General features: G+C 61.2%; 22 protein-coding genes. 10 read left to right on the forward strand and 12 right to left on the reverse strand.

Translation table 11 applies throughout. The annotated features are described in order from the left end of the window. Positions 1-88: 88 nt before the first annotated feature. From PMI03_RS05000 to PMI03_RS05015, 3 genes are all read right to left on the reverse strand, one after another. Complete coding sequence (locus PMI03_RS05000) at positions 89-1042, reverse strand: FecR family protein (protein WP_007690509.1); 954 nt, start codon at positions 1040-1042, stop codon at positions 89-91. A gap of 94 nt (positions 1043-1136) precedes the next feature. Beyond that, positions 1137-1640 carry an RNA polymerase sigma factor gene (locus PMI03_RS05005; RefSeq protein WP_007690511.1) on the reverse strand — a complete coding sequence of 168 codons (504 nt, stop codon included), beginning with the start codon at positions 1638-1640 and terminating at the stop codon, positions 1137-1139. A 229-nt stretch (positions 1641-1869) separates the two neighbouring features. Continuing rightward, the gene (locus tag PMI03_RS05015) at positions 1870-2784 is read right to left on the reverse strand and encodes a LysR family transcriptional regulator (RefSeq protein WP_007690514.1); all 915 of its coding nucleotides are present in this window, start codon (positions 2782-2784) and stop codon (positions 1870-1872) included. Between the two features lie 102 nt (positions 2785-2886). Between PMI03_RS05015 and PMI03_RS05020 the strand changes: the two genes are divergently transcribed. The 4 genes from PMI03_RS05020 (at position 2887) to PMI03_RS05035 (ending at position 7180) form a co-directional block, all read left to right on the forward strand. Next, positions 2887-4218, forward strand: coding sequence for an MFS transporter (locus PMI03_RS05020; RefSeq protein WP_007690523.1), 1332 nt, complete (start codon positions 2887-2889; stop codon positions 4216-4218). Between the two features lie 24 nt (positions 4219-4242). Beyond that, positions 4243-5316 (forward strand): tartrate dehydrogenase, encoded by a 1074-nt coding sequence (locus PMI03_RS05025; protein ID WP_007690526.1) that lies wholly within the window; start codon positions 4243-4245, stop codon positions 5314-5316. A gap of 11 nt (positions 5317-5327) precedes the next feature. After that, entirely contained in the window at positions 5328-6596 is a 1269-nt protein-coding gene (locus PMI03_RS05030) for a glycerate kinase (RefSeq protein ID WP_007690528.1), read from the forward strand. Positions 6597-6721: 125 nt separating this feature from the next. Then, complete coding sequence (locus PMI03_RS05035; protein ID WP_007690529.1) at positions 6722-7180, forward strand: GNAT family N-acetyltransferase; 459 nt, start codon at positions 6722-6724, stop codon at positions 7178-7180. Between the two features lie 5 nt (positions 7181-7185). On the opposite strand, the gene PMI03_RS05040 is transcribed toward PMI03_RS05035, so the two are convergent. Continuing rightward, positions 7186-8160, reverse strand: coding sequence for an AraC family transcriptional regulator (locus PMI03_RS05040; RefSeq protein ID WP_007690530.1), 975 nt, complete (start codon positions 8158-8160; stop codon positions 7186-7188). A 124-nt stretch (positions 8161-8284) separates the two neighbouring features. Here PMI03_RS05040 and PMI03_RS05045 point away from each other — a divergent pair, with 124 nt between their 5' ends. Continuing rightward, positions 8285-9178 carry an SDR family oxidoreductase gene (locus tag PMI03_RS05045; RefSeq protein ID WP_007690531.1) on the forward strand — a complete coding sequence of 298 codons (894 nt, stop codon included), beginning with the start codon at positions 8285-8287 and terminating at the stop codon, positions 9176-9178. Between the two features lie 86 nt (positions 9179-9264). Here the strand turns inward: PMI03_RS05045 and PMI03_RS05050 are convergent, their stop codons facing one another. From PMI03_RS05050 to PMI03_RS05060, 3 genes are read right to left on the reverse strand one after another with little or no spacing between them, the layout of a single operon-like run. Then, on the reverse strand, positions 9265-10194 hold the full coding sequence (locus PMI03_RS05050) for a dihydrodipicolinate synthase family protein (RefSeq protein WP_007690532.1): 930 nt from the start codon (positions 10192-10194) through the stop codon (positions 9265-9267). Between the two features lie 4 nt (positions 10195-10198). Continuing rightward, entirely contained in the window at positions 10199-11191 is a 993-nt protein-coding gene (locus PMI03_RS05055) for a phosphoglycerate dehydrogenase (protein ID WP_007690533.1), read from the reverse strand. A 36-nt stretch (positions 11192-11227) separates the two neighbouring features. After that, positions 11228-12586, reverse strand: a complete 1359-nt coding sequence (locus PMI03_RS05060; RefSeq protein ID WP_007690536.1) for an MFS transporter — start codon at positions 12584-12586, stop codon at positions 11228-11230. Between the two features lie 172 nt (positions 12587-12758). On the opposite strand from PMI03_RS05060, the gene PMI03_RS05065 reads away from it, so the two are divergent. Then, a complete protein-coding gene (locus tag PMI03_RS05065; RefSeq protein ID WP_007690539.1) occupies positions 12759-13829 on the forward strand; it encodes a LacI family DNA-binding transcriptional regulator in 1071 nt (356 codons plus the stop codon). A gap of 26 nt (positions 13830-13855) precedes the next feature. Here the strand turns inward: PMI03_RS05065 and PMI03_RS05070 are convergent, their stop codons facing one another. The 5 genes from PMI03_RS05070 to PMI03_RS05090 form a co-directional block, all read right to left on the reverse strand. Next, positions 13856-15208, reverse strand: a complete 1353-nt coding sequence (locus PMI03_RS05070) for a sigma-54 dependent transcriptional regulator (RefSeq protein ID WP_007690540.1) — start codon at positions 15206-15208, stop codon at positions 13856-13858. After that, complete coding sequence (locus PMI03_RS05075; protein ID WP_309574322.1) at positions 15205-16992, reverse strand: ATP-binding protein; 1788 nt, start codon at positions 16990-16992, stop codon at positions 15205-15207. Before PMI03_RS05075 ends, PMI03_RS05070 begins: the two co-directional genes overlap by 4 nt. Before the next feature lie 134 nt (positions 16993-17126). After that, on the reverse strand, positions 17127-17966 hold the full coding sequence (locus PMI03_RS05080) for an ABC transporter ATP-binding protein (RefSeq protein ID WP_007690542.1): 840 nt from the start codon (positions 17964-17966) through the stop codon (positions 17127-17129). 113 nt (positions 17967-18079) lie between these two features. Then, positions 18080-18886: an ABC transporter permease gene (locus tag PMI03_RS05085; protein WP_007690543.1), complete on the reverse strand. Its 807-nt coding sequence runs from the start codon at positions 18884-18886 to the stop codon at positions 18080-18082. Then, the gene (locus tag PMI03_RS05090) at positions 18883-19839 is read right to left on the reverse strand and encodes an ABC transporter substrate-binding protein (protein WP_007690544.1); all 957 of its coding nucleotides are present in this window, start codon (positions 19837-19839) and stop codon (positions 18883-18885) included. Before PMI03_RS05090 ends, PMI03_RS05085 begins: the two co-directional genes overlap by 4 nt. A gap of 446 nt (positions 19840-20285) precedes the next feature. On the opposite strand from PMI03_RS05090, the gene PMI03_RS05095 reads away from it, so the two are divergent. The 4 genes from PMI03_RS05095 to PMI03_RS05110 all read left to right on the forward strand — a co-directional run bounded on the left by PMI03_RS05095 (position 20286) and on the right by PMI03_RS05110 (position 23919). Further along, positions 20286-21386: an LLM class flavin-dependent oxidoreductase gene (locus tag PMI03_RS05095; protein WP_007690545.1), complete on the forward strand. Its 1101-nt coding sequence runs from the start codon at positions 20286-20288 to the stop codon at positions 21384-21386. Positions 21387-21533: 147 nt separating this feature from the next. Continuing rightward, positions 21534-22721, forward strand: a complete 1188-nt coding sequence (locus PMI03_RS05100) for an acyl-CoA dehydrogenase family protein (RefSeq protein WP_007690546.1) — start codon at positions 21534-21536, stop codon at positions 22719-22721. Positions 22722-22735: 14 nt separating this feature from the next. Further along, positions 22736-23320, forward strand: coding sequence for a TetR/AcrR family transcriptional regulator (locus tag PMI03_RS05105; protein WP_007690547.1), 585 nt, complete (start codon positions 22736-22738; stop codon positions 23318-23320). After that, positions 23317-23919, forward strand: coding sequence for a 2-hydroxychromene-2-carboxylate isomerase (locus PMI03_RS05110; RefSeq protein ID WP_007690548.1), 603 nt, complete (start codon positions 23317-23319; stop codon positions 23917-23919). Before PMI03_RS05105 ends, PMI03_RS05110 begins: the two co-directional genes overlap by 4 nt. The last annotated feature ends 50 nt before the right edge of the window (positions 23920-23969 follow it).

A 23969-nucleotide genomic window follows, 5' to 3' on the forward strand; every position in this document is an offset into this window, starting at 1 on the left:
ACAACGCCGCGCCGCCCGGACGCGCCATTCCTTTACAAAGAGTGAAAACGGCCGGGACCTCCTGACGTCGCGTTTGAAAAAATCTCGATTATTTCGAACGAATGAACACCAGCACGTCCGTGACCCGGGTCACGGATACCGGCAGATTGCTTTCTATGATGGCAAGGGCCTCATCGGTATTGGACAGGTCAAAGACCCCGGAGACCTTTCGGTCCGCCGCCTGTGCGTCGACGACGAGGACGCGTCCGCGACGATATCGGGCGAGCGTTTCCGCCACCTTGCTCAGCGGCGTCGCTGAAAACACCAGCTTGCCCTGTCGCCAGGCCGTTTCATTCGCCACATCCGCCTTTGCGAGCGTCGCCTTGCCGGAAGCATCGACCGTCATGGCATCGCCAGCCCTGAGGACCGTATCGTTACCGCCTGTCTTGACCTCGACGATGCCCTCCTCGACCTGGACCATTTGAGGCAGCGAACCGGTCGGGGCCTGGACGGAATAATGCGTGCCGAGTGCGGTCGCGCTCAGCTGGCCTTCGTCGACGACGAACGGTCGCGCCGGATTCTTGGTGACGTCAAAGAAAGCCTGACCGCGCAACAGTTCGACACGCCGTTCCCCCGCCGTATAGCGAACGGCAATCGCCGTGTCGGTATCGAGGTCCACCTGCGTGCCATCCTCCAGCACGACTGATCGCACCTCTCCGACATCGGTATAATAATCGGCGTGCCAGCGATCGATCAGGCCCAGCTGTTGGATCGTATAGGACGAAGCCGCGATCACGCCCAGCATCACTGCCAACCCGACCGCCCTCGCCCCGGACGAGCGCGGCGCCTTCAAGCTGTCGAGAGAGACCGGCGCATCCCTGAGGCTGCCCCACAGCGCGTTCATTTCATCATAGGCAGCCGCATGGGAGGGATCGGCATGCAGCCAACACTGGAAATCGGCCCTGTCCCGATCCGTCGCGTCGGCGGATTGCAGCCGCGCGACCCAGCCGGCTGCGGCTTCCGCCAACCGGTCGTCGATTTCTTCGTCGCAACTGCGGCTCATGGTTCCATCGGCCTGTCTTCGGCTCAACAAAAGCGTGCATCAGTTCGGGCTCTCTTCCTAAGAGCCAAAACGATGCCCGTCTCCTGACGTCTGTTCAGAAAAATATTGCGGCGCGGACCTTCCTGCAATGCAGCAGCGCCTTGATGATATGCTTCTCGACCATGTTGCGGGATATGCCGAGCTCGGCGGCGATTTCGCCATTGGAAAGTCCGCGCAGACGGCTGAGAATGAAGACCTGCTGGCAGCGCGTCGGCAGCGCCTCGATTGCTTTTGCCATGATCAGCAGGCATTGCCGGGCATTGACGATCCGGTCCTGCAGGGGGAAATCGTCGGGTTCTTCCATGCCCGCATCGTCGGGGGCAAACATCGCCTGCTCCCTAGTCTGCCGGGTCAGGATGACGCGCGCCACCGACCGTGCCACCTGGAAAAGATAGGCCTGCGGATTCTCGATGAGCGTCGCATGCGAGGCTTCCAGCATCCGCAGGAATGTCTCCTGCGTCGCATCCGCAACATCATCTCTGTTCTTCAGCCGTCGATGGAAAAAGCGATGAAGCCGTTTCTCCTCGCCCGCGTGAAGGGAATGCAACATATCGGTCATCACATGTCCAAGTCCTGATCCTGGCGATCCAACAGCTCATATCGGGTCCTGCATCCGCCGCATCCGCCTGAAGCTTGCGGCACGCGCGCTGCACCCCTCAAATTTCTTGAGTTTAATTATCATGTTTTGACTACCCCATGTCGAGCCGGCTTGCAACGTCTTCAATCGGGGAAAGGAGCAGAACAAATGCGCGGGCATCGCGAGCGGCACGAGACGATGCATGCGCTCATCAGGCGTTTTCCGAATAGACCGCCAGATGCTTCATGAGAATACCGACCAGGCTATCGCGCAGGGGATCACGCACCCCCTTCAGCCAGGCCGCATAGAGGGGAAGCTGCCCCGTCGTCCGTTCCCGACCGGGGCGAAGCGGAATGTAGCGGACACCGGAGACCGCAAGCCGCGATGTCCATTGGGGGACGATCGCCAGGCCGATCTCGGCCGCCACCAGATTGACGATCGTCTGCTTCTCGTCGGCCATCTGCGCAATCCTGACCGTCAATCCAGCCTCGGTGAAGAGCTTGATCGTCATGTCATGGCTATGTGGCCTCGAGCGGCGATCGGGGACGATGAGCGGTTCATCCTCCAGTTCCTCGACAGCAATGTTCTTGCGATCGGCAAGCCGATGACGGTCGGAGATCGCGACAACGGCCGTTTCGTTGAAAAGCCGCAGCAGCTTTATCTTCCGGTCCACGATTTCGGGAGGCCTGATGAATACGAGGTCGAGCCGGCCAGATATCAATTTCGGGAGCAGGCGAACGGTCTTTTCCTCCGAAATCTGCACGGAGATTTCGGGATGTTCCAGCTTCAGATCATGAAGGAGCTGTGGGATGAGCCCAGCCGCCGCACTGTCGATCGCGCCGATCCTGATCCCCGTGCGCGGAAGATGCCGGCGATGACGAAAACGCTCGGTCATCGCATCGGCCTGCGCAAGAACCTGCTTCGCCTCCTTCAAAAGCTCCGTTCCGTCCCGCGTGAGCATGACGTTGCGGGTCGTCCGCTCCATGAGGCGCGTGCCAAGAAAATCCTCGAGCAGCCGGATCTGCCGCCCGAGCGAGGCCGGCAGGATGCCCAGCATGCGCGCTGCCCGACCGAAATGCAGTTCCTGCGCTACCGCAACGAAACAGCGTAACTGCTGCAATTCCAAAGATTTACCCTCTTATTATATTGATAATTTATATAATTTTGGTTTCATTGTCCACGAGCGGTTTCTCTCCCATCGTTGGGTGACGGCGCAGGAGGTGCGCCAATGTCATCATTCTGGGAGGAAATGGCCGTGGCCAATGAGCTGGAAACGCGCGTTCTGCGCAAGATAACAATTCGCATCGTTCCCTTCATCATGCTGCTCTATCTCATCGCGTTCCTCGACCGCGTGAACATCGGCTTTGCGGCGCTGGAGATGAACAAGGATCTCGGCTTCTCGTCGACCGTCTTCGGCTTCGGCGCCGGCATCTTCTTTCTAGGCTATTTCCTGTTCGAAGTACCCTCCAATCTCATCCTCAACAAGGTCGGCGCCCGCATCTGGATCGCCCGGGTGATGATCACCTGGGGCATCGTTTCGGGCCTGATGGCCTTCGTCCAGGGAGCAACCAGCTTCTATGTCCTGCGTTTTCTGCTCGGCGTTGCCGAAGCCGGTTTCTTTCCGGGCATCATCCTCTATCTGAGCTTCTGGTTCCCGGCGCGCCGCCGCGCTGCGGTCACCGCGCTATTCATGGCCGCGGCGCCGCTTTCGACGGTGCTGGGCTCGCCGATCTCCGGCGCGCTGATGCAGATGCACGGGTTGATGGGTCTGGCCGGCTGGCAGTGGATGTTCCTGATCGAGGCGGCTCCGGCCCTCATCTTCGGCGTCGTCGTACTGTTCTACCTGACCGACCGCCCGGCCAAGGCAAAATGGCTGTCCGACGAAGACCGCAACTGGCTGGTAAAGACCATGGAAGACGAGCAGAAGAGCAGAGGCGTCAAGGCAAGCCACAGCATTTGGGCGGGCCTCGTCGACATACGCGTCCTTGCGCTCGCCCTGGTCTATTTCGGCACGTCGGCGGGTCTCTATACGCTCGGCATCTGGGCGCCGCAGATCATCAAGGAATTCGGCCTTTCCTCGCTCGAGGTTGGTTTCCTGAACGCCATCCCCGCGACCTTTGCGGTCGTCGCCATGGTCCTCTGGGCGCGGCATTCCGACAGGACCGGCGAGCGCACATGGCATGTGGTGCTCGCCTGCCTGCTGGCGGCAGCAGGGCTTGCCTTTGCCGCCGGGGCAACCGGCGTGCTTGCGGTCCTCGTCGCGCTTACCCTCGTCAATATCGGCATCAGCTGCTCGAAGCCGCCGCTGTGGAGCATGCCGACCCTGTTCCTGTCCGGGCCGGCTGCGGCGGCGGGCATCGCCACCATCAACTCCATCGGCAATCTCGGCGGCTTCGTCGGCCCCTCGATGATCGGCTGGATCAAGGATCTGACGGGCGGCTTTGCCGGCGGGCTCTGCTTCGTCGCAGGTCTCCTGGTTCTCTCGGCGGCACTCACACTCATCCTGTCTCGCGCCGCGGCCAAAGCATCAGCAATCCAGGCTGCGGGCCAGCAGTCCTAAACTTCATATCTCACGGAGAGAAAAATGCGCGAATATGCAATTGCAACCATCCCCGCCGACGGTATCGGCCCGGAAGTCATCGCCGCCGGCACCACCGTTCTTGCCGCGCTCGAAAAGCGTGACGGTGGCATCAGGTTCAACGTCGAAAACTTCGACTGGGGCTCCGACTACTACAAGAAGCATGGCGTGATGATGCCCGCGGACGGTCTTTCCCAGCTGAAGAAGTTCGACGCCATCTATTTCGGTGCGGTCGGGGCGCCCGATGTCCCCGATCACATCACCCTCTGGGGGCTGCGCCTGCCGATCTGCCAGGGCTTCGATCAGTATGCCAATGTCCGTCCGACGAAGATCCTGCCCGGCATCACGCCGCCGCTGCGCAATTGCGGCCCCGGCGATCTCGATTGGGTCATCGTGCGCGAAAATTCGGAAGGCGAATATTCCGGCCATGGCGGCCGCGCGCATCGCGGCCTGCCCGAAGAGGTCGGCACCGAGGTCGCCATCTTCACCCGCGTCGGCGTCACGCGCATCATGCGCTATGCCTTCAAGCTCGCCCAATCGCGCCCGCGCAAGTTCCTGACGGTCGTGACCAAATCCAATGCGCAACGACACGGCATGGTCATGTGGGACGAGATCGCCGCCGAGGTGGCCGAGGAATTCCCCGATGTTACCTGGGACAAGATGCTGGTCGACGCCATGACCGTTCGCATGACGCTGAAGCCGCAGAGCCTCGACACCATCGTCGCCACCAACCTGCATGCCGACATCCTGTCGGATCTCGCCGGCGCGCTGGCCGGATCGCTCGGCGTAGCGCCGACGGCCAATATCGATCCGGAGCGCCGCTTTCCCTCCATGTTCGAACCGATCCACGGCTCTGCCTTCGACATCACCGGCAAGGGCATTGCCAATCCGGTCGCAACCTTCTGGACCGCAGCGCAGATGCTCGATCATCTCGGCGAACAGGACGCTTCCGCCCGCCTGATGCGCGCTGTCGAGCGTGTCACGGGCGCGGGCATCCTGACCCCGGATGTCGGCGGAACCGCGACCACCAAGGACGTCACCGACGCGGTGGTGGACGCAATCTACTCCTCGAACGTCTAGCGGGCAGGAACATGCGCTGGACAGATGCAGAGAGCCGCGCGGTCCTGCGCCGCCTCTTCGATGCCGCCGTGGCAAGTGCCGATCCCGCCGCCGCGGTGCTGCGGCACCTGCCGGAGAAGCCCAGGGGGCGCTGCGTGGTGCTGGGAGCGGGAAAAGCGTCGGCCGCCATGGCGGCGGCACTTGATGCGGCATGGCCTGAGGTCGATGTCTCGGGCGTCGTCGTCACCCGTTACGGCCATGCCGTTCCGGCCGGACGCATCCGCATCCTGGAAGCATCACATCCGGTGCCGGACACGATGAGCGAGACGGCCGCCCGCGACATTCTCGCGGCGGTCAAAGGCCTGACGCCGGATGACCTCGTGGTCGCGCTCATCTCCGGCGGTGGCTCGGCGCTCATGGTCGCGCCGGCCGGCAACATGACGCTTGTCGACAAGCAGACCGTCAATCGCGCCCTGCTGGCGAGTGGGGCGACCATCGGCGAAATGAACGCCGTGCGAAAGCATCTATCCGCCATCAAGGGCGGACGATTGGCGCAAGCCGCGCAGCCTGCCCGCGTCGTGACGCTGGTGATCTCCGATGTACCGGGCGACGATCCCGCCGCCATCGCCTCAGGCCCGACGGTCAGCGATGCCAGCACCATGGCCGATGTGCGCGATATCATCCGCCGCTACGGTCTCGATCTACCCCCGGCGGCGCGCGCGGTGATCGAGGCCGGCGATGAAGCGCCGAAACGCGAGGCCCTGCCAAACGAGATCACGATCATTGCAGCCCCTTCCCTCGCTCTTACTGCCGCCGCTGAAGAGGCCAGGCGAAACGGCCTTGCGCCGCTCATCCTTGGCGATGCCATAGAAGGCGAAGCAAGGGAGGCCGGCATTGTCATGGCCGGCATCGCTCGCTCAGCGAAAACAAAGGGACTCCCGATCCGCACTCCGGCGGTGCTGCTTTCGGGCGGAGAGACTACAGTATCGATCGGCAAGGGGCCGGCCGGCGCCGGTGGGCGCAATACGGAATTCCTGCTTGGTCTTGTGGTCGGGCTTGCCGGCATGGAGGGCATCTACGCAATCGCCGGCGACAGCGATGGCATCGACGGCACCGAGGATGCCGCCGGCGCGATCGTCACGCCCGATACGCTCGCCCGCGCCCGACTGCTTGGTCTGGATGCGCGCGCTTACCTTGCCGCTCATGACAGCTACCGCTATTTCGCGGAACTCGGCGATCTCGTCAAAACCGGCCCGACGCTCACCAATGTCAACGATGTCAGGGCGATCATGATCGTCTAAAGGTGCCAGATGGCAGCCTGCCCGATCTCGTCGGCGGACGCGAATCGAGTTATCCGGCGTCCACCATTGGCGCGATGCGCTCAAGATATGATATCTGCGACCATCCCCATGTGGAGATGATCTCGATGACAGACGTTACTTTTCGCCCTGCGCAAGCTGCCGATCTTCCGGCGATCATTGCTCTCCTTTCCGATGACGTCCTGGGGCAGCAACGGGAGGATCCCAACTCACCGCCGAACCCGCGCTATGTCGACGCCTTCCAGGCCATCCTTGCCGACCCCAACCAGCTTCAGGCGGTTGCAACCTTACATAAGGAAGTGGTCGGCACTCTCCAGCTCACCTTCATCCCCGGATTGGCGCGCAAAGGCGCCTGGCGCGGACAGATCGAGGGAGTAAGGGTCTCGGTCGCGCACCGGGGATCCGGCGTGGGGCAGCAGATGTTCGAATGGGCCATCGGTCAATGCAGAGCCAGAGGCTGCACTCTTGTCCAGTTGACGTCGGACAGGGAACGGCCGGATGCCCATCGCTTTTATGAGAAATTAGGATTTGTCGGCAGCCATGTCGGCTACAAGCTTGCGCTGTAGTTCATTTAACTCGCCATGGCTTCACGGCGATCGGCACCGACAGTCTCACTCCGATCATGCAATGAGGCAGCAGAATCTGCACCACGGCCATATTGGCGTGGCGAACAGCCCATCATCCGCTTGAAAGCGGTGCTGAAAGCGCTCTCGGATTCATAGCCGAGCGAGAGCGCGATTACGGAAATGGAATCGCTGGAATGCGTCAGCCTTTCGCCGGCCACCATCATGCGCCAGCGCGTCAGATAGTCCATCGGCGACGTCCCGACCGTCTCCTTGAATTTCAGGGTGAAAGTCGTTCGTGACATGCCGGCGCGCTCGGCCAGGGACGCCAGTGTCCAGCGATGCGCCGGATCTTCGTGCATCGCGGTGATCGCCACCGCCATCTGCCGGTCCGCCAGCGCGAAGAGCCAACCGACGCCACCCGTCACTCCCTCCGCCAGGTGCAGCCGCAGCGCCTGCACCAGCATCGTGTAGGCAAGCTGTTGTGCGATCAGGAATCCGCCCGGCTGTGGTTCACGCAATTCCTGCCGCATGCGCTCCATGCACCAGCGCAAAGACTCTCTGTCCGCCTCCGTCCGGATATGGACGATCGGCGGCAGCATCGCCAGGAGGACACCAACATGCCCGCCGGTCAGCGTAAAGTGCCCGCCAACGATCGAGAAATCGCCGCCATTGTTGAGGACGCGCATGCTGCCGTTCGGTCGCGTCGGAAAGAGTTGGCGATAGTCGATAGGCGACAAAGACGGATTGCTTGTCAGAACGAAGGGCCATCCGCGCGGCAGAACAAAACAGTCTCCCGTTGTCAGCCGCACCGGGTCGGAAACGCCTTCGACCACGAGCCAGCCCTGACCGGAAACAACAGCATAACATTTGATGCCTTCATGCTGGCCGAACCGGATAGACCAGCCGCCACCCGCATCGAAGCCACCGAACATATAGCTGCGCGGTTTCAGGAGCGACAGAACATCTGAAAGCGGATCCATGGTTTTTCCGAACGATTGCGAAGATAATACGGACTTTATAGCATAGATCGTTCTTCTTCAATCTCCTAGCTTGGCTCGTGCTGGCTGCGAACGCGGTCATCGACCAAAATCAGGAGAAATCATCATGCGTGTCTTTGTCACCGGCGCCACCGGATGGGTCGGCTTTGCTGTCGTCAAGGAGCTGCTTGCCGCCGGGCATGAGGTGCTCGGTCTTACCCGCTCGGATGCGGGAGCTACAGCCCTCGCCACGGCAGGCGCCGAGGTCCATCATGGTTCGCTCGAGGATCTGGAGAGCCTGCGCAGTGGCGCCACCGCCGCCGACAGCGTCATCCATACCGCCTTCAATCACGACTTTTCAAAATTCGCGGCAAATTGCGAGCTGGATCGCCGCGCCATCGAAACGCTTGGCGCCGCGCTGGAGGGAACGGACCGTCCATTGATCGTCACCTCGGGAACGGCATTGGTGGCGCCGGGCCGCACCTCGGTCGAGAGCGATCCGGCTGTTCAGCCATCCGACAATTTCCCCCGCGCTTCCGAAGCGACCGCTATCGCTCTGGCGCTGCGCGGAATTCGCACCGCAGTCGTGCGTCTTCCGCCATCGGTTCATGGTCACGGCGATCATGGTTTTGTGCCGATCCTGATCCGTGCGGCCAGGGAGAAAGGCGTTTCGGCCTATATTGGCGAAGGGCTGAACCGTTGGCCGGGCGTACACCGGCTGGATGCCGCCCGTATCTATCGGCTTGCGCTTGAACGCGGCGCGGCAGACGGCCCCTATCACGCAACCGCCGAAGAAGACGTGCCGTTCAAGGACATCGCCGAGGTGATCGGCCGGCGCCTGAACGTACCCGTTGTCAGCAAGACCGCCGAGGAAGCGCTAGATCATTTCGGCTGGATCGGGCATTTTGTGGGGAGGGACGCTCCGGCGTCGAGCGCGCGAACACGCCAACTGCTTGGCTGGGAGCCGACACAGCCTGGACTTATCGCCGATATCGATCATCCGGCCTATTTCGAAGCCTGAACGGCCAAGCGCGGCAACTAAAGGCACAACAGCTCCCGGCAGGTTACAAGCTACCGGGAGGCAAGTCGATCAGATCGGTCAGGCCTTTAGCCGGCTGTGATCCGGCGACGGAAATGCTCTGTGCCCTCGACGATCTTGTCCATCAGCGCGTCGAGCGCCCAGAACCGCTCCCGGATATCGAAGTTGATCACGCGGCTATCGGCGCAAGAGAATGTGCCGAGACGCTGATGATAGAGCTTCGCGAGCTTCGGATATCCCATCGGCTCGGCCATGGCGGAGAGAGCGAGATAGACAGAGAGCTCGTCCGCCAGCGCCGGATTGGAGGCGCTTTTCGTCAGCATCCACTTGTAGAGATCCGGGTGGAAATTGGTGAACACACCGGTGAAGCCGCGCGATCCCGCCTTCATGGCGTCATAGGCGATTGCCGCATTGGCGTTGACGATGGCAAGCGGCGTATCCTTGGTCAGCGCCACGCGGCGCTTAACCGTTTCGAGATCGCAGGACACGTCCTTCAGGATGGCAAACCGGCCGCTGCGGGCGCAGAACAACAGCTCATCGTCCGTCAACAGGCGACGATAGGGCGCCGGGCACTCGTAAAGGCCGAGCGTCAAATCCTTCGGCAGGCGCTCGAGGAGCCAATTGAGATCGTCGATGAATTTCGTGCCGCCCTCCTTCTTGGCATCAAGACGGTTGGTGACGAGCACCATGCCGTCTACGCCGGTGGCGGCGATCGCGCTCAGCTCGGCAAGCTGGTCTTCCAGGCTCTCGCTGACATGGCCGGAGGCGATGACCGGCACACGGCCGGCCGCCGCCGTCTTGACGAAAGCGGCAAGCTCGACGCGCTCTTCGAGGCTGAGAAACTGCATCTCGCTGGACTGGCAGACGGCAAAGAGCGCATCGGAGCCGTTGGCGATGTACCATTCCACCAGCCGTGCAACACCGGGATAATCGATCTTGCCGCTCTCGGTGAACGGCGTGATCATGACGGGAACGATACCTTCGATCTTCTTGAGCATAGTGTCAGCCTGCCAGTACTTGCGGATTAACGACATAGGGGACGATCGCCTGCGGGCGGCCGCCGAGATATTCGAGGATATTGCTGACGCAGCGCTCCGTGACAAGACGTTCGGCCATGCGATCCATGCCGGAAACATGCGGAGAGAGCAGTACGTTGTCGAAACTCCGCAGCCTGGATGCTTCCGGCAGCGGCTCGATTTCGAAGACGTCGAGACCAACGCCGCCGATGCGGCCGGCATCGAGGGCCGCAACCAGGGCGGTTTCGTCGATCAATGGCCCGCGTGACGTATTGACGAGGATCGCGGTCGGCTTGATCAAGGCCAGGCGCTCCGCATTGACGAGATGGCGCGTTTCGGGCGTCGAGGGCGCATGAACCGAAATCAGGTCGGCTCTCGAGAAAACCTCATTCAGTTCGGCGCGCTGAGCACCCAGAGTCGAAAGCTGCTCGTCGGAGGCGAAGGGATCGTAGACGAGAACCGTCATGCCGCCCGCGACGCAACGGCGCGCCATGGCACCACCGATGCGGCCGAGACCGACGATGCCCGCCGTGCGGCCCCAGAGACCCGGGTGGAAGCCGTCGAAGAACCATTTGCCGCTCTTGACCATCGCGTCGCGCGGACCGATGCGGCAGGCGAGCGCCAGCGCCAGCGCATAAGCATATTCGGCGACGCTCTCATGATTGGCGCCGAAGGCCATCGCCACGGGAATGCCAGCCTTGGTGGCGGCGGCGACGTCGACCTTGTCATAGCCGACACCCCAGCGAGCGACGATCTTCAGATCCGGCGCGGTTTCCAGCACCCGCGCCGTGTAGGGTTCGCCGCCGGCGATAGTGGCGACGACGCCGTCCTTCAGCTTTTCGATCAGTTCGGCTTCGCTCGGCAAGCGGAAGGTCTCGTTGACCTCGACGCTGTAGCCGGCGGCAATCAGCGGCTCGAACAACGCATCGCCGTTCTTGAACTGCTCGGTGTTGACCAGGATCTTTCGTGCTTTTGTCATGTCGTATCTTACCGATATCAGAGGGATGCCGCCGGATCAGGTCCGGACGGCGGTGGTTGAAACCGTATTTTCCAATTGTTTTCCCCCGACCTTGGTGATGAAGAGGACGAGGATGAAGGCAAGGAATGCCGCCAGAGCGATGGCGTATATCCCATACTGTTCGAAGCCGGACCAACTGACGGCCATGGCCCGGACGTTGGGAGCGACGAAACCACCGAGAGCGCCAAGCGAGTTGATCACCGCAAAGCCGCCGGCCGCCGCCGCGCCGCCGAGATATTGCGTCGGGAAGGTCCAGAAGATCGGCTGCGCCGTCATGATGCCCATGGTGACAAAGCACAGGGCAACAATCGCCAGCGCCGGGCTTGCGTGAGCCGAGGCGATGAGGCCGAGGCCGATGGCGGCCAGCGAAAACAGGAAGCATATGTGGCGGCGACCAGTGCGGACGGCCCAGTCCGGATAGAAGAAGCCTGCGATCAGCGCGCAGATCCACGGAATGGCGGAGACGAAGCCGACGAGCAGGCCGACCTTGACGCCAAGCAAGGCTGCGACCTGCGTCGGCAGGTAGAAGGCCACGCCCAGACCGGTGATCTGGATAAGGAAATAGATCGCGGCAAAATAGAAGAGCCTCGGATTGCGGATCGCCTTGCCGAACTTCACTTCGCCTGTTCGCGCCTTCTCGGCCTGTTCGGCGGCAAGCGTCGCGGCCAGCGCCTGCCGCTCGTCCGCCGGCATCCACTTGGCTTCCTGCGGGTTGTCGCTCAGATAGAAATAAGCCCAGATTCCGACCAGAACGGTAATGCCGCCTTCAATCAGGAACATCAATTGCCAACCGTGCAGGCCGAACAATCCATCGAGATCGAGAAACATTCCGGAGATCGGGCCGCCGAAGATCAACGCCAATGGCGAGCCGAAGTAGAAGATCGCCAGGATCTTGCCGCGCGCCTCGCGCGGGAACCACAGCGTCAGATACATGATCGCACCGGGGAAAAGGCCGGCTTCCGCAGCGCCGAGCACCACCCGGATCAGCGAGAAGGTCGTGTCGTCATACGCAAACATCATCAAGGCGGAGATCAGGCCCCAGGTGACCATGATGCGGGCCAGCCATTTGCGGGCGCCGACCCGGTGCAGCATCAGGTTGCTGGGCAGCTCGAACAGGGCATAGGTCAGGAAGAACACGCCGGCGCCGAAGGCAAAAGCGGCTTCCGTCACCCCGGTCGTCGCCTGATAGGACTGCTTGGCGAAACCGATGTTCACGCGGTCGAGATAGGCCAGCATGTACATTAGGATCAGGAACGGCAGGATACGCCATTTTGCGCGCGACACCGCACGGGCGAGGACTGCCGGATCGGTCTTTTGCCCTCGGGTTGGGCCGGTCGTTTTGTCAGTTTTTCTCAATCGATTCTCCATCCCACCGGCCCGGTTCAAGGCCTGCTGTTTTATCGCGGGCTCTTCCACGCCCACAAATGTAAGCGCTTACATGCAGAAAGCATGTTTGCATGTCAAGCATGCGAAATGACTTTTCATCGAGAATTTCCGCAGCCATAAGAGAGATGGCGAAGGGGCACAGATGAACGAACCAATTGAAAGCTCGCAGAAATTGGGTGCGCGCCGCGCGCGCGGCAGCAGCGGCCGTGTGAAGCTTGAGGAAGTGGCCCAAAGGGCGGGCGTTTCGACGGCAACGGTTTCACGCGCCTTCAACGAGCCGGAAAAAGTATCTCAGAGCGTGCGGGAACGCGTGCTGGAGGCTGCCCGGGCACTGAACTGGATCCCGAATGCCGCCGGACGGGCGCTGGCATCCAGCCGGACGCACATCGCCGGCGCCATCATCCCGACCCTGGACAATGAGATTTTCGCCCACCAGATCAGCGGCATGCAGAGCGTTTTCGCCGAACGCGGTTTTACGCTTTTCCTTGGCTGCTCCAACTACGATCCGGACGAGGGACTAAAACAAGTCCAGGCCATGCTTGCGCGCGGCGTCGAGGCGCTGGCAATTGTCGGCGAGAACCATCCCCCTGAATTGTTCGCGGCGCTCCAGCAGCGAAAAGTTCCCTATATCCTGACCTATTCCTACCGACCCTCATCGCCGCATCCATGCATCGGTTTCGACAATGGAGCGGCGTTCCAACAAATTGTCGACCATCTCCTGTCGCTCGGACACCAACGGTTTGCCGGGATATTCCAGCCGGAAACGGAGAACGACCGTGTGAAGGCAAGATTGGACGGCGTGCGCAGCGCGCTTACGGCAGCCGGTGTCACGATGGACGACGATAATCTCATGATCGGACCATCGACGATGGATTTCGGTGCGTCGAGCTTCGCCCGCCTCATGAAGCAATCGGCACGATCGCGACCGACGGCCATCATATGCGGAAACGACAACATCGCGCTTGGCGCGCTGACCGCAGCCGCCGAAATGGGACTGAACGCGCCCACGGATTTCTCGATCACCGGTTTCGACGACCTGACGATCTCGTCACGCCTGTCCCCGCGGCTGACGACGATGAAGGTCGACAATCAGGAGATCGGCATACTCGCAGCCCGCCAATTGCTGGCTGTCATCGACGGAACGAGCGATGCACCACACTCGATCGAGGTGCACCCGCAAATGAAGATCCGAGAGAGTACCGGGCCAGCCTGAACGCACGGCGACGGACGCCATGACCATCACGCTCGGTCGCTTCTGTTCTTCGTGCTCAGTCTTTTCAACTTCTCATTCAGCGTTCTGTGGGGAAGCTGCAGCCGTTCCGCGGCGAGGCTGGTCCTGCCGTCGGCATTCCTCAAAGCCTGTTCGATGAGGTTGAGCTCGAACTGATCGACAAGATCGGCCAGGGAGGAATTCTCAACCGTCAGACCATCCTTCTGATCCGTGTCAGGGCGCCAATCCAGCCCCAGCGCGCGGCGCTCGGCCAGGTGCTTGAGCTCCCGCACATTGCCGGGCCACGCATAGGCAAGAAGGAAGCGCGTCTCCTCATCCGTCAAAGGCAACGCCTTCCGCTCGAGGCGTTCCGCCATAGACAACATGAAGTGCTCAAACAGCAGCAGCGCATCGTGACCGCGATCCCGTAAGGGAGGAATTGCGATATCCGCCGCCGCCAGCCGATAATAGAGATCCTCGCGAAAAAGGCCCCGCGAGGCGAGATCGCGAAGATCCTCCTTGGTCGCGGACAGGATCCGTATGTCGATTGGTATGTCCCGGTTCGAGCCCAGGCGGGTGACCGTGCGCTCCTGGAGGGCGCGCAGGAGTTTCGCCTGTATGGAAAGCGGCATGCTTTCGATCTCATCCAGGAAGATCGTACCGCCTTTCGCGAATTCGAACTTGCCGATGCGGATGCCCGAAGCGCCGGTAAATGCCCCGGTCTCGTGACCAAACAACTCGCTTTCGACAATGTCGAGCGGCAGGGCGGCGCAATTGATCGCGACAAAGGGGCTGGCCTGGCGCGGGCTGCACTCATGCAGCAGCCGGGCCACGACCTCCTTGCCCGAACCGGTTTCTCCCTTGATCAGCACGTCGACGTGATAGGGAGCAAGCTGCTCGATGGTGGATTTCAGGCGGGTGGTCGCCTGATCGGTACCCAGCAATTGTCGATCGAGCCTAGCCTGGGTTGCGTTGTTTTGTTCCAGGGAGACGACGCGCTGGCGCAACCGGGTCTGTTCGAGCGCATTCTGAAGCGTGCCGATCAACTGCTCCGGCACGTAGGGCTTCGTCAGAAAATTGAACGCCCCTGCCTGAATGGCGGCAACCGCCATGGGAACGTCGCCATGACCGCTCAGGATGATCACCGGCAGCTCCGGCCAGGCTTTTCTGATGACGGCAAGCAGTTCAAGGCCGGAGATACCAGGCATTCGCACGTCCGAAATCACAACATCGATCGTATCGGAGCGAAGAACCTTGAGCGCTTCATTGCCGTCAGCGGCCTCTATCACCGAGAGTTCGTTGAGTGACAGCCATTGGGCGAGCGAGCGCCGCAGCGCGGCATCATCCTCGATCAGCAATACGCCCGGCAATGCATCCGTCATGCTACCTCCCCTTCCCGGCGCGATGCGCTCTTGCCGTTCTGCCTGAGGCGCAAGATGAATCTGGCCCCGCCAAGCGGCGACTGATCGAAAGACAATGTGCCGCCGTGATCGCTCGCGATGCGATGGGCCGTCGCCAGGCCAAGACCGAGGCCCTCGCCGGGTAATTTGGTCGTATAGAACGGCTCGAACAATTGCGTACCCGTATCGGCTGCAATCCCTGGACCATTATCGTCGACGGCAATTACGCAGCACGCTCCTTCCGCAGCACCGCTGACATGGATGCAGGGCTCTTTCCGGCCTCTGACAGCATCGATCGCATTGCTGAGCAGGTTGAGGATGACCTGCTCAAGCTGCGCGGCGCTCCCCTGGACCTTGAGCCCGGAGCCGATCTCCTGCGAAACCTCGATGCCGAGATCGGAAAAGCGGAACTTCAGCAGTTTCAAATTTCGCCGTATGATGGCTCCGAGGTCGACATCCGCGAAGTCGTCGTCGCTTCGGCGCGCCAGGCGTTTCAATTGACCGGTAAGATCGGAGATGCGGCCGATGACCTCGTTCATCGTATCGATGTTTTCCCCGATGGGCGCATATTGCCGGCGTTTAAGCAGCAAACGGGTCGAGGCGATGTAGGTCGACAGCGCCGCCAGCGGCTGATTGATTTCATGTGCAAGTCCGGCAAAGGCCTGACCCATCAATGCAAGCTTTTCGGCTTGGGAAAGATTGCTGCGCGTGACGCTCAGCTGCCGCTCGGCCTCTTTGCGCTCAGCAATCTCCAGCTCCAGCCGGTCATGGCTCAGCTTCAATTGCTGGGTGCGCTCGGCAACGCGGTGTTCAAGTTGCTCGAAGGCGCGCCTTGCCGCCTGCCGGCCGCGTCGCCTTTGCACGGCGATGGTAATGCCGGCCAGAACCAGCAGGCCCGCAAGCGCCGTGGCAATGGCGACGATATCCTCCTGGCGCCTGATGTCGGTGAGATCCGCGAAATAGATCAGCGTCCAGCCCTTTTCGCCGAATGGTGCGGTAACCTGCAGGCGCTGTTCCGATGTGTCGTCGTTTTCAACCGTCGCCAGATCGAAACCCGATGATTGCTGAACCCTGATCTTTGGCGTGAGTGCCGCGTCGCCATAGCGGCGTTCCTGCTTTAGCTGCGCCAGGGCCGTGGGCGAAATCGGTGATGTGGCCGTGTATCGCCAATCAGGCTGCGACGACAGGAAGATGATGCCTTCGCTGTCCGCCATGGCAACATGCTCGGATGCATCCCGCCACTGCTTCTCGACGGGCAGGAGATCGATCTTGACGATGGAGACGCCGACGACCTTGTCGTCGACCTTGATCGGGACGGAGAGGAAATAGCCAGGTTGCCCTGTGGTCGTGCCGATAGCGTAGTAACTACCGTTGCCATTGGCCATCGCATCGCGAAAATACGGCCGGTAGCTGTAATCATGGCCAACGAAACTGTCGGGCGTATCATAGTTGCTGGCGGCGATCGTCAATCCCTTCGTATCGGTGACGTAGAGCGCCACTGCGCCGGATGCGTTCGACAGGCGGGCCAGGAAGCGATTGATGTCCGGCCGCTTGGCCTCGGCCATTCCGGCGCGGAACAGATCCTCGATTTCGCTGGAGCGTGCCACGACATCAGGCAGGTAGCGAAACCGCTCAATGCGGGCCGAAAGCGTGGCCGAGATAAGTCTGAGCCGCTCATGCGACTGCGCCGCCGCCTCACGCAGCCCATATTTCCGCGTCGCGTCCTGAACAAGCCCCGGTATGCCGACACCGAGTAGCGCGAACACAAATGCGAGTATCAGGTATTTCCATCGCAATGATGCTCCCCCAAACTGTACCCCGATCTCCTGATCATAGCAGGATCGGCCGCGCGGCAAAGTAGTATCCGTGTACGCCCTTGATCGCGCGACATTTCGATCCGTCAGTCCAGGGTAAGACCCTGGCGCTCGTCCGATGCAAAACGGTCCTGCTCTGCGTGGACTATCTGCGCCAGTTCCCGCTTGATCTCGTTGAATTCGACGGAATTGGTGTCCCTCGGATAGGGCAATTCGATACGGATATCCCTTTTGATCGTGCCCGGCCGATAGGTGAGGATGACGACGCGCGAACCGAGATAGATGGCTTCCTCAATGGAATGTGTGACAAAAACGATGGTCTTGCCGACCGCCTGCCAGATGCGCAGAAGTTCATCCTGCAGCGAGCGCCGTGTCAGCGCATCGAGGGCGCCGAACGGCTCATCCATCAGCATGATCGGCGGATCGAGCGCCAGAACGCGGGCAATCGCCACGCGCTGGCGCATGCCGCCGGAGAGATCCTTGGGGAAGCGCTGGCGGAATTCCTTCAGCCCCAAGAGGTCCAGAAGCTGCGTAACGGTCTCGGCGATCTGTTGCTTCGCCAGCCCGCGTATTTCCAGTCCGAAGGCGATATTGCGCTCGACCGTCATCCAGGGAAACAGCGCATATTCCTGAAACACCATGCCACGATCGGGACCGGGGGCCGTGACGGCTTTGCCGGAGACTTCCAACGTCCCGGCAGTCGGCAGGGAGAAGCCAGCGATGGCGTTGAGCAGGGTGGACTTGCCACAACCGGAAGGGCCGAGAAGGCAGACGAATTCGCCGGCATTGATCTCAAGATCAATGTCCTTCAGCGCGGTGACGGCGGCTGGCTCCTTGCCGAATATCTTGTTCACGCCGCGCGCAAAAATCTGAGGCGCAGAGGCAGCCACTGCCTGCGGAGCAAGGTTTACAGGAATGATCGACATAAAATTCCTCCCATTGCGGACATTGACGGATCAATGCCATCGGGCCGGTCCGCGTCCCATCCATCGGGGCAGGCGGACCGGCAGATTAAAGACTGTCAGGCTCATAGCTCCGGCTAGGACTCGATCCCGCGATGCCAGCGCAACAGGTGGCTGTTCAGCCGGTTGACGCCAATATCGATGGCAAGGCCGAGCAGCCCGATCGCGATCATCCCGGCAATCACCTTGTCCGACCACATATACTCCCGGGCCTCGAGAATCCGGTATCCAAGGCCGCTGTTCACCGCGATCATTTCAGCGACGATGACGACGATGAAGGCCGTGCCGATACCGATCCGCATACCGGTGAGGATATAGGGCGTGGCGGCCGGCAGGATGACGCGCCGGAACAGGGTAAGCCTGTCGGCGCCAAGATTGGTGGCGGCGCGGACATAGATGCTGTCGACGTTGCGAACGCCACTGATCGTGTTGATCAGCACCGGGAAGAAGGCTCCGATGGCAATCAGGAAGATCGCTGGCGGATTGCCGAGACCGAACCAGAGGATCGCCAGCGGAATATAGGCGATCGGCGGGATCGGCCGCAGGAACTGGATGACCGGGTTCAGATATCGCTCGATCGTCTTATCCGTGCCCATCAGCAATCCGAGGGGAAGCGCAAGCCCCGCCCCGACGGCAAAGCCCAGAACGACGCGCTGCAGGCTCGCCAGCAGATCGCCCAGAAGCTCGCTCGACATGATCCAGGCACCGAGGCTGCCGGCCTCCTGGAAGGTTTCCTCGGGCATGAGATAGAGCCACAGCCGCTCCATGATCGCTACAGGAGACGGCAGTATCTCCGGCCTGACCAGGCCGAAGATCGACATCAGTTGCCATATGGTCAGCAAGACGACCGGAACGGCGAGGTTTTGCAACAGCCGCTTGATCATTTCAGGGCGTCCTCCAGAAGGTCCGTCTTCACCCAATCGGTCGCCCTCGGCGGATTGACGAGCTTGCCGACGCCGTACTTCACCATCAGGTCGGTGGTGATCTGGACGTGTTCGGGCGTGATCTCGTAGCTGTAGGGCGAGTTCCCGATGGCGTCCTTGAAGTCCTCAGGCGTGATCTGGCCCTTGAACATGTCGTTGATGACATATTTCTCCGCCAGGTCCGGCTTGTCGATGAAGGTCTTGGTTGCTTCAACAAAGAGCTTCATGGTGCGCTCGGCAACGTCACTCTTCTTGTAGAACTCTTCCGAGAAGACCAGTGAGCGAACGGGCATTCCCATCGGCGTGTCGTAGGGCTTGAGGATCTCGATGCCGAAGGCCTTGTTGATGGCTTGGCTTGCCTGCGGCTCCGACTGGCTCATCGCGTCGATATCACCGGCCATCAGCGCCTGATTGAGGTCGGCATAGGCCATATAGAGGATCTGGACATCCTTGCCGGGCTTTTCCGACCAGGTAAGGCCGACCTTGTCGAGTTCGGCAAGCAGCACCAGTTCCTGGGCGCCGCCGCGGGCAACACCAACCTTCTTGCCCTTGAACTCGGCGATCGAGGTGATCCCGGATTTTGTTCCCGCCACGATGCGCGCACCGCCCTTGGCAAAGCCGGCGACGGCATAGATCGGCACACCCTTGGCGCGGCCGGCAATCGCGGCGTCGACAGCACTTGCGGCAACATCCACCTCACCGGCCACGATGGCGGGCAGGATGTCGATACCCTTGGCGAAGAACCGCTCCTCGATTTCCAGATCGTATTTCGGAGCCAGCTCCTTCATGTAGGAGATCGCGCCGTAATGGGCGAATTTAAGATTGCCGAGCCGCACCTTGTCGGCGGCGATCGCGGATGTTGCTACCATAAGGGCAACGGCGGCCAGCAGCAGCCGGCGCTTCAAATGTCTCATGTTTTCCTCCCAAAAACACCAATCCGACAGTCGGATTAGTAAATTGGGAGCAAGGGGCGTGCCAGTTGTCCCCGCGATGGTTGCACGACAACAAGAAATGGCCTCCTTGCACCTTACATGGATATTAACATCCTGAAATCAGGTTTGTTTTCGCCTTAGACGGGAAGATGGCATCAAATCGATCCGACATTGCCTCTTATCCTGGCGACCGGCGCTTCCGGCAAAAAATTGCCAGCTTCGATCTATGTCGAGCAAGATATTGCTCGCCCAAGGCGAGCATCTCCTTCCGATATTCCATGCGCAATGAGGTCATTTCCAGGCGCCGCATCATGTGAAAATAATTTCTATAAAATTACTAGACAACAGAAAGACTGGTCTTTCTAGTCGGCATCACCGCGGACTAAGCTTCGAGCATGATCGATTGATGAGACAGGCGAGGAAGAAGTATGTCTGCTGAATTCATAAGCGTTACGTTCACCAACCCCTCCACCGAAATAAATCCGCTGCCGCAGCCTGCAATAGATCCGCGCTTTCTGGTGCGATATGCGCGCTCACTTGACGACTACGGCTTCAATTATACCTTGGTCCCTTACGACTCCTCCTCATTCGATCCGTTCACGATCGGCGCGACCATCGCGGCCCATACGAAGAACATCAAGATCATCATCGCGCTGCGCCCGAACACACTCTATCCGACGGTGGCGGCAAAGGCGCTGGCCACGCTCGATCAGCTGAGCGAAGGCCGGGTCGTCGTCCACTTCATCGCCGGCGGCAGCGATGTCGAGCAGGCGCGCGAAGGCGATTTCCTGACCAAGGAGCAGCGCTACGAGCGACTCGAGGAATATATCCGCATCCTCAGGCGCGCCTGGGAATCGCCGGAGCCCTTCGACTTCGACGGGCGCTACTACCAGTTCAAGCAGTTCAGCAACCAGGTCCGCCCGGTAAACGGCAAGATCCCGGTTTCGGTCGGCGGCTCGTCCGATGAAGCCTACCGGATCGGCGGCGCTCTCGCGGACATTTTCGGCCTTTGGGGCGAGCCTCTGGCCGAGACCAAGGAGCAGATCGACCGCATCAACGCCGAGGCCAAGCGCGCAGGGCGCACCGATCGCCCGCGCATCTGGGTGACGTTCCGGCCGATCGTCGCCGAAACCGATGAACTGGCCTGGGCCAAGGCGCATCGCGTGCTGGAATCTCTACAAGAAAACCGCGCCAAGGGTCTCGGCAAGGCCCCGGCATCGGCACCGCCGCCGCAAAATGTCGGCTCGCAGCGCCTGCTCGATATCGCGGCACGCGGCGAGGTACATGACCGGGCGCTCTGGTACCCGACCGTGACGGCAACGAATGCGCGGGGTGCCTCAACGGCGCTCGTGGGATCCCCGCAGACCATCGCCGACTCGATCCTTGACTATATCGACCTTGGCGCCGATCTGATCTCGATCCGCGGCTACGATAACCTCAACGATGCCATCGACTATGGCCGCTATATCCTCCCACTGGTCAGGTCCGGAATAGACGGGCGAGCCGCGCAGCAGCGAAATGTTGCCTGAGGACGGCGACATCAGAGGATTAAGCCTGTCGCCCTGAATGGCGGCAGCTTCGTTCGTCACCACCAGCATCAAGACCAAATTCAACGTGCGGTAAGCAAGCACGCATGAAGCATCGCGCATTTCTTCAATCGGAAAGGGCTCATCAGAGTGTCCCATAGCACGATCGATTTGACGGATCTTACCCGCACCCTGGCCGACGCGGCACCTGCCGCGGACACGACGGGCGCCTTTCCCTGGGTGGGTATCCAGGCAGTGCACAAGAGCGGCCTCCTCGAAAGCACAGTCGGGACGCGCTTCGGGGGCACCGGCGCCTCTCTTGCCGAGACCGGCCGGATTCTCGCAGCACTGGGGCGCGGAGATCCTTCGGTGGCGTTGATCAGCGCGATGACGATCTTCACGCATCTCGGCGAGGCCAGCCGCAACCGATGGCCGGAAGGCCTCTATCGCCGTCTGCTTAATGAGGCGAAGGAGCGCCCGATCCTGCTCAATGCGGCACGTGTGGAGCCCGATCTCGGATCGCCAGCGCGCGGCGGCCTGCCGGATACGCTGGCGCGGCGCACGCCGCATGGCTGGTCCATCACCGGCAAGAAACGCTTCGTCACCGGCGCTCTCGGACTGACGCATTTTCTCGTCTGGGCTCGCACCGACGAGGAGCCGCAGCGCGTGGGCACCTTCGTGGTCCCCTCCGGCTTGCCGGGAATTAACGTCATCGAGAACTGGCGGAGCCTCGGCATGCGCGCCAGCGGTTCGCATGATGTGGAGTTCACCAATGTCGAGATCCCACGCGAGGATGTGCTTGATCTGACGGATATTGCCGCAGGCACGCAGGACAATCGCGCCCATGCCAGCATGACCCTGGCGCTCACCGCCATTTACCTCGGCGCGGCAGAGGCGGCCCAGGAAGCCTTCGTCCGCTTCGCCCATGAGCGCGTGCCGTCCAATCTCGGCTATCCGATTGCCCGCACGGAACGCTTCGTCACGCTTGCCGGAGAGATCGACCTTCTGGTCTCCGGTGCAAGACAGATCATCTTCGACGCCCTGGATTACGGCCTCGACAGCCCGGAAAGGCTGATCCGTGCCCGTCTTCTGGCCGGCCGGCAAATTCGCCAGGCCGTGCAGCTTGCCGTCGGCGCACTCGGCAATCCCGGCCTCAGCGCGGATGTGGGCATTGAGCGACACTTCCGCGATATCCAGTCCGTCCTCGTGCACGCCCCGCAGGAGGATACGGCCATTTCGATCCTCGGACGCGCCGCACTTGAACAAGGCGCAAAGACGCAACGCCCGCCGGAGCTTTCTCCTACGCTTGTCTCCCGATCCATTCTCAAAACCGGCTGAACGACCATAGCATCATGACAACGTCCATATCCGAGCAGATCGTGAATGTTGCCGGGGCCCTCTTCTACAAGGAGGGAATCCGCGCTGTCGGCATCGACAGGATCGTCGAAGAGGCCAGCATCGCCAAGGCGACCCTCTATCGTCACTTTCCCTCCAAGGATCATCTGGTTGCCGCCTATCTGAGCCAGCGCCACGACCGCGTGATGAGCTCGCTCGACGAGGTGACAAGAACAATCGGAGAGCCCAGGGACCAGCTGGCCACCATCTTCGACAGGCTGTTCGAAAAGGCCGACAGCCCGGAATTCCGGGGGTGCGCCTTTGCGCTGGCGGTCGCCGAACACGGCGATTCCGAGCGCGTGGTTTTCGTCGCCCGCGAACACAAGAGCGCCGTGCGCGCGATTTTCAAATCGATCATGCTGCGCGCCGGTGCGATATCGGAACAACCGGCTGCGCATCTTGCGCTTCTTTATGAAGGAGCGCTTGCCACGGTTGCCGTCGATCGCGATCCGAATGCGGTGCTGGTTGCCAGGGATTGCGCGTTGACGGTTTTTGACGGGGCAGTCGTGTCCCGTGGACTTCAAAGCAGGAATGGAAAATGACAAAGACGATCGACTATTTCTTCGGCATCGGGTCCCCCTGGGCCTTTATCGGGCTTGAACCCTTCACCGCGCTTGCCGCGCGCTTCGGCGCCGACATCCGGCCCTATATCATCCCTCTGGTCGAAGAAAACGGCGCTATCTTTTCGCGCAACCGGCCGGAGCCACGGCGTGCCTATTGGTTCAAGGACCTGAAGCGTTGGGCAGCACTGCGCGGCAAGAGCCTCGATCTGGACAATAGGACCGGCCTTTCCGATCCGACGCCCGCGGGCCTGACGGTGATTGCCGCACAGCTTGACGGCAAGGACTGGATCGGGCTGACGAAGGCCCTGCAGGAAGCCTTCTGGTCACGCGCCGAGGACATCGGCAATGCTGACGTGCGCAAGGCGATTGCCGACACCGCAGGCTTCGACGGAGCGGCACTTGAGGCACGGGCGCAGCAAGGCGACGTGCAGGAACTCTGGCGCTCGAACTATAACATAGCAAAAGCCGCCGGCGTCTTCGGCTTTCCGACCTTCCGCTATGACGGCGAACTCTATTGGGGACAGGACAGCCTGCCCTTCCTGGAGCGCCACCTGAACGGCGAGAAGCTGATCGCCTGACGCGGAGAACTCCGCGTTCCCGGCCACTTTCGTCTCGACGGAGTGGCCGG

Origin of the sequence: Rhizobium sp. AP16 (genome assembly GCF_000281735.1) — a bacterium.
Lineage (GTDB): Bacteria > Pseudomonadota > Alphaproteobacteria > Rhizobiales > Rhizobiaceae > Rhizobium > Rhizobium rhizogenes.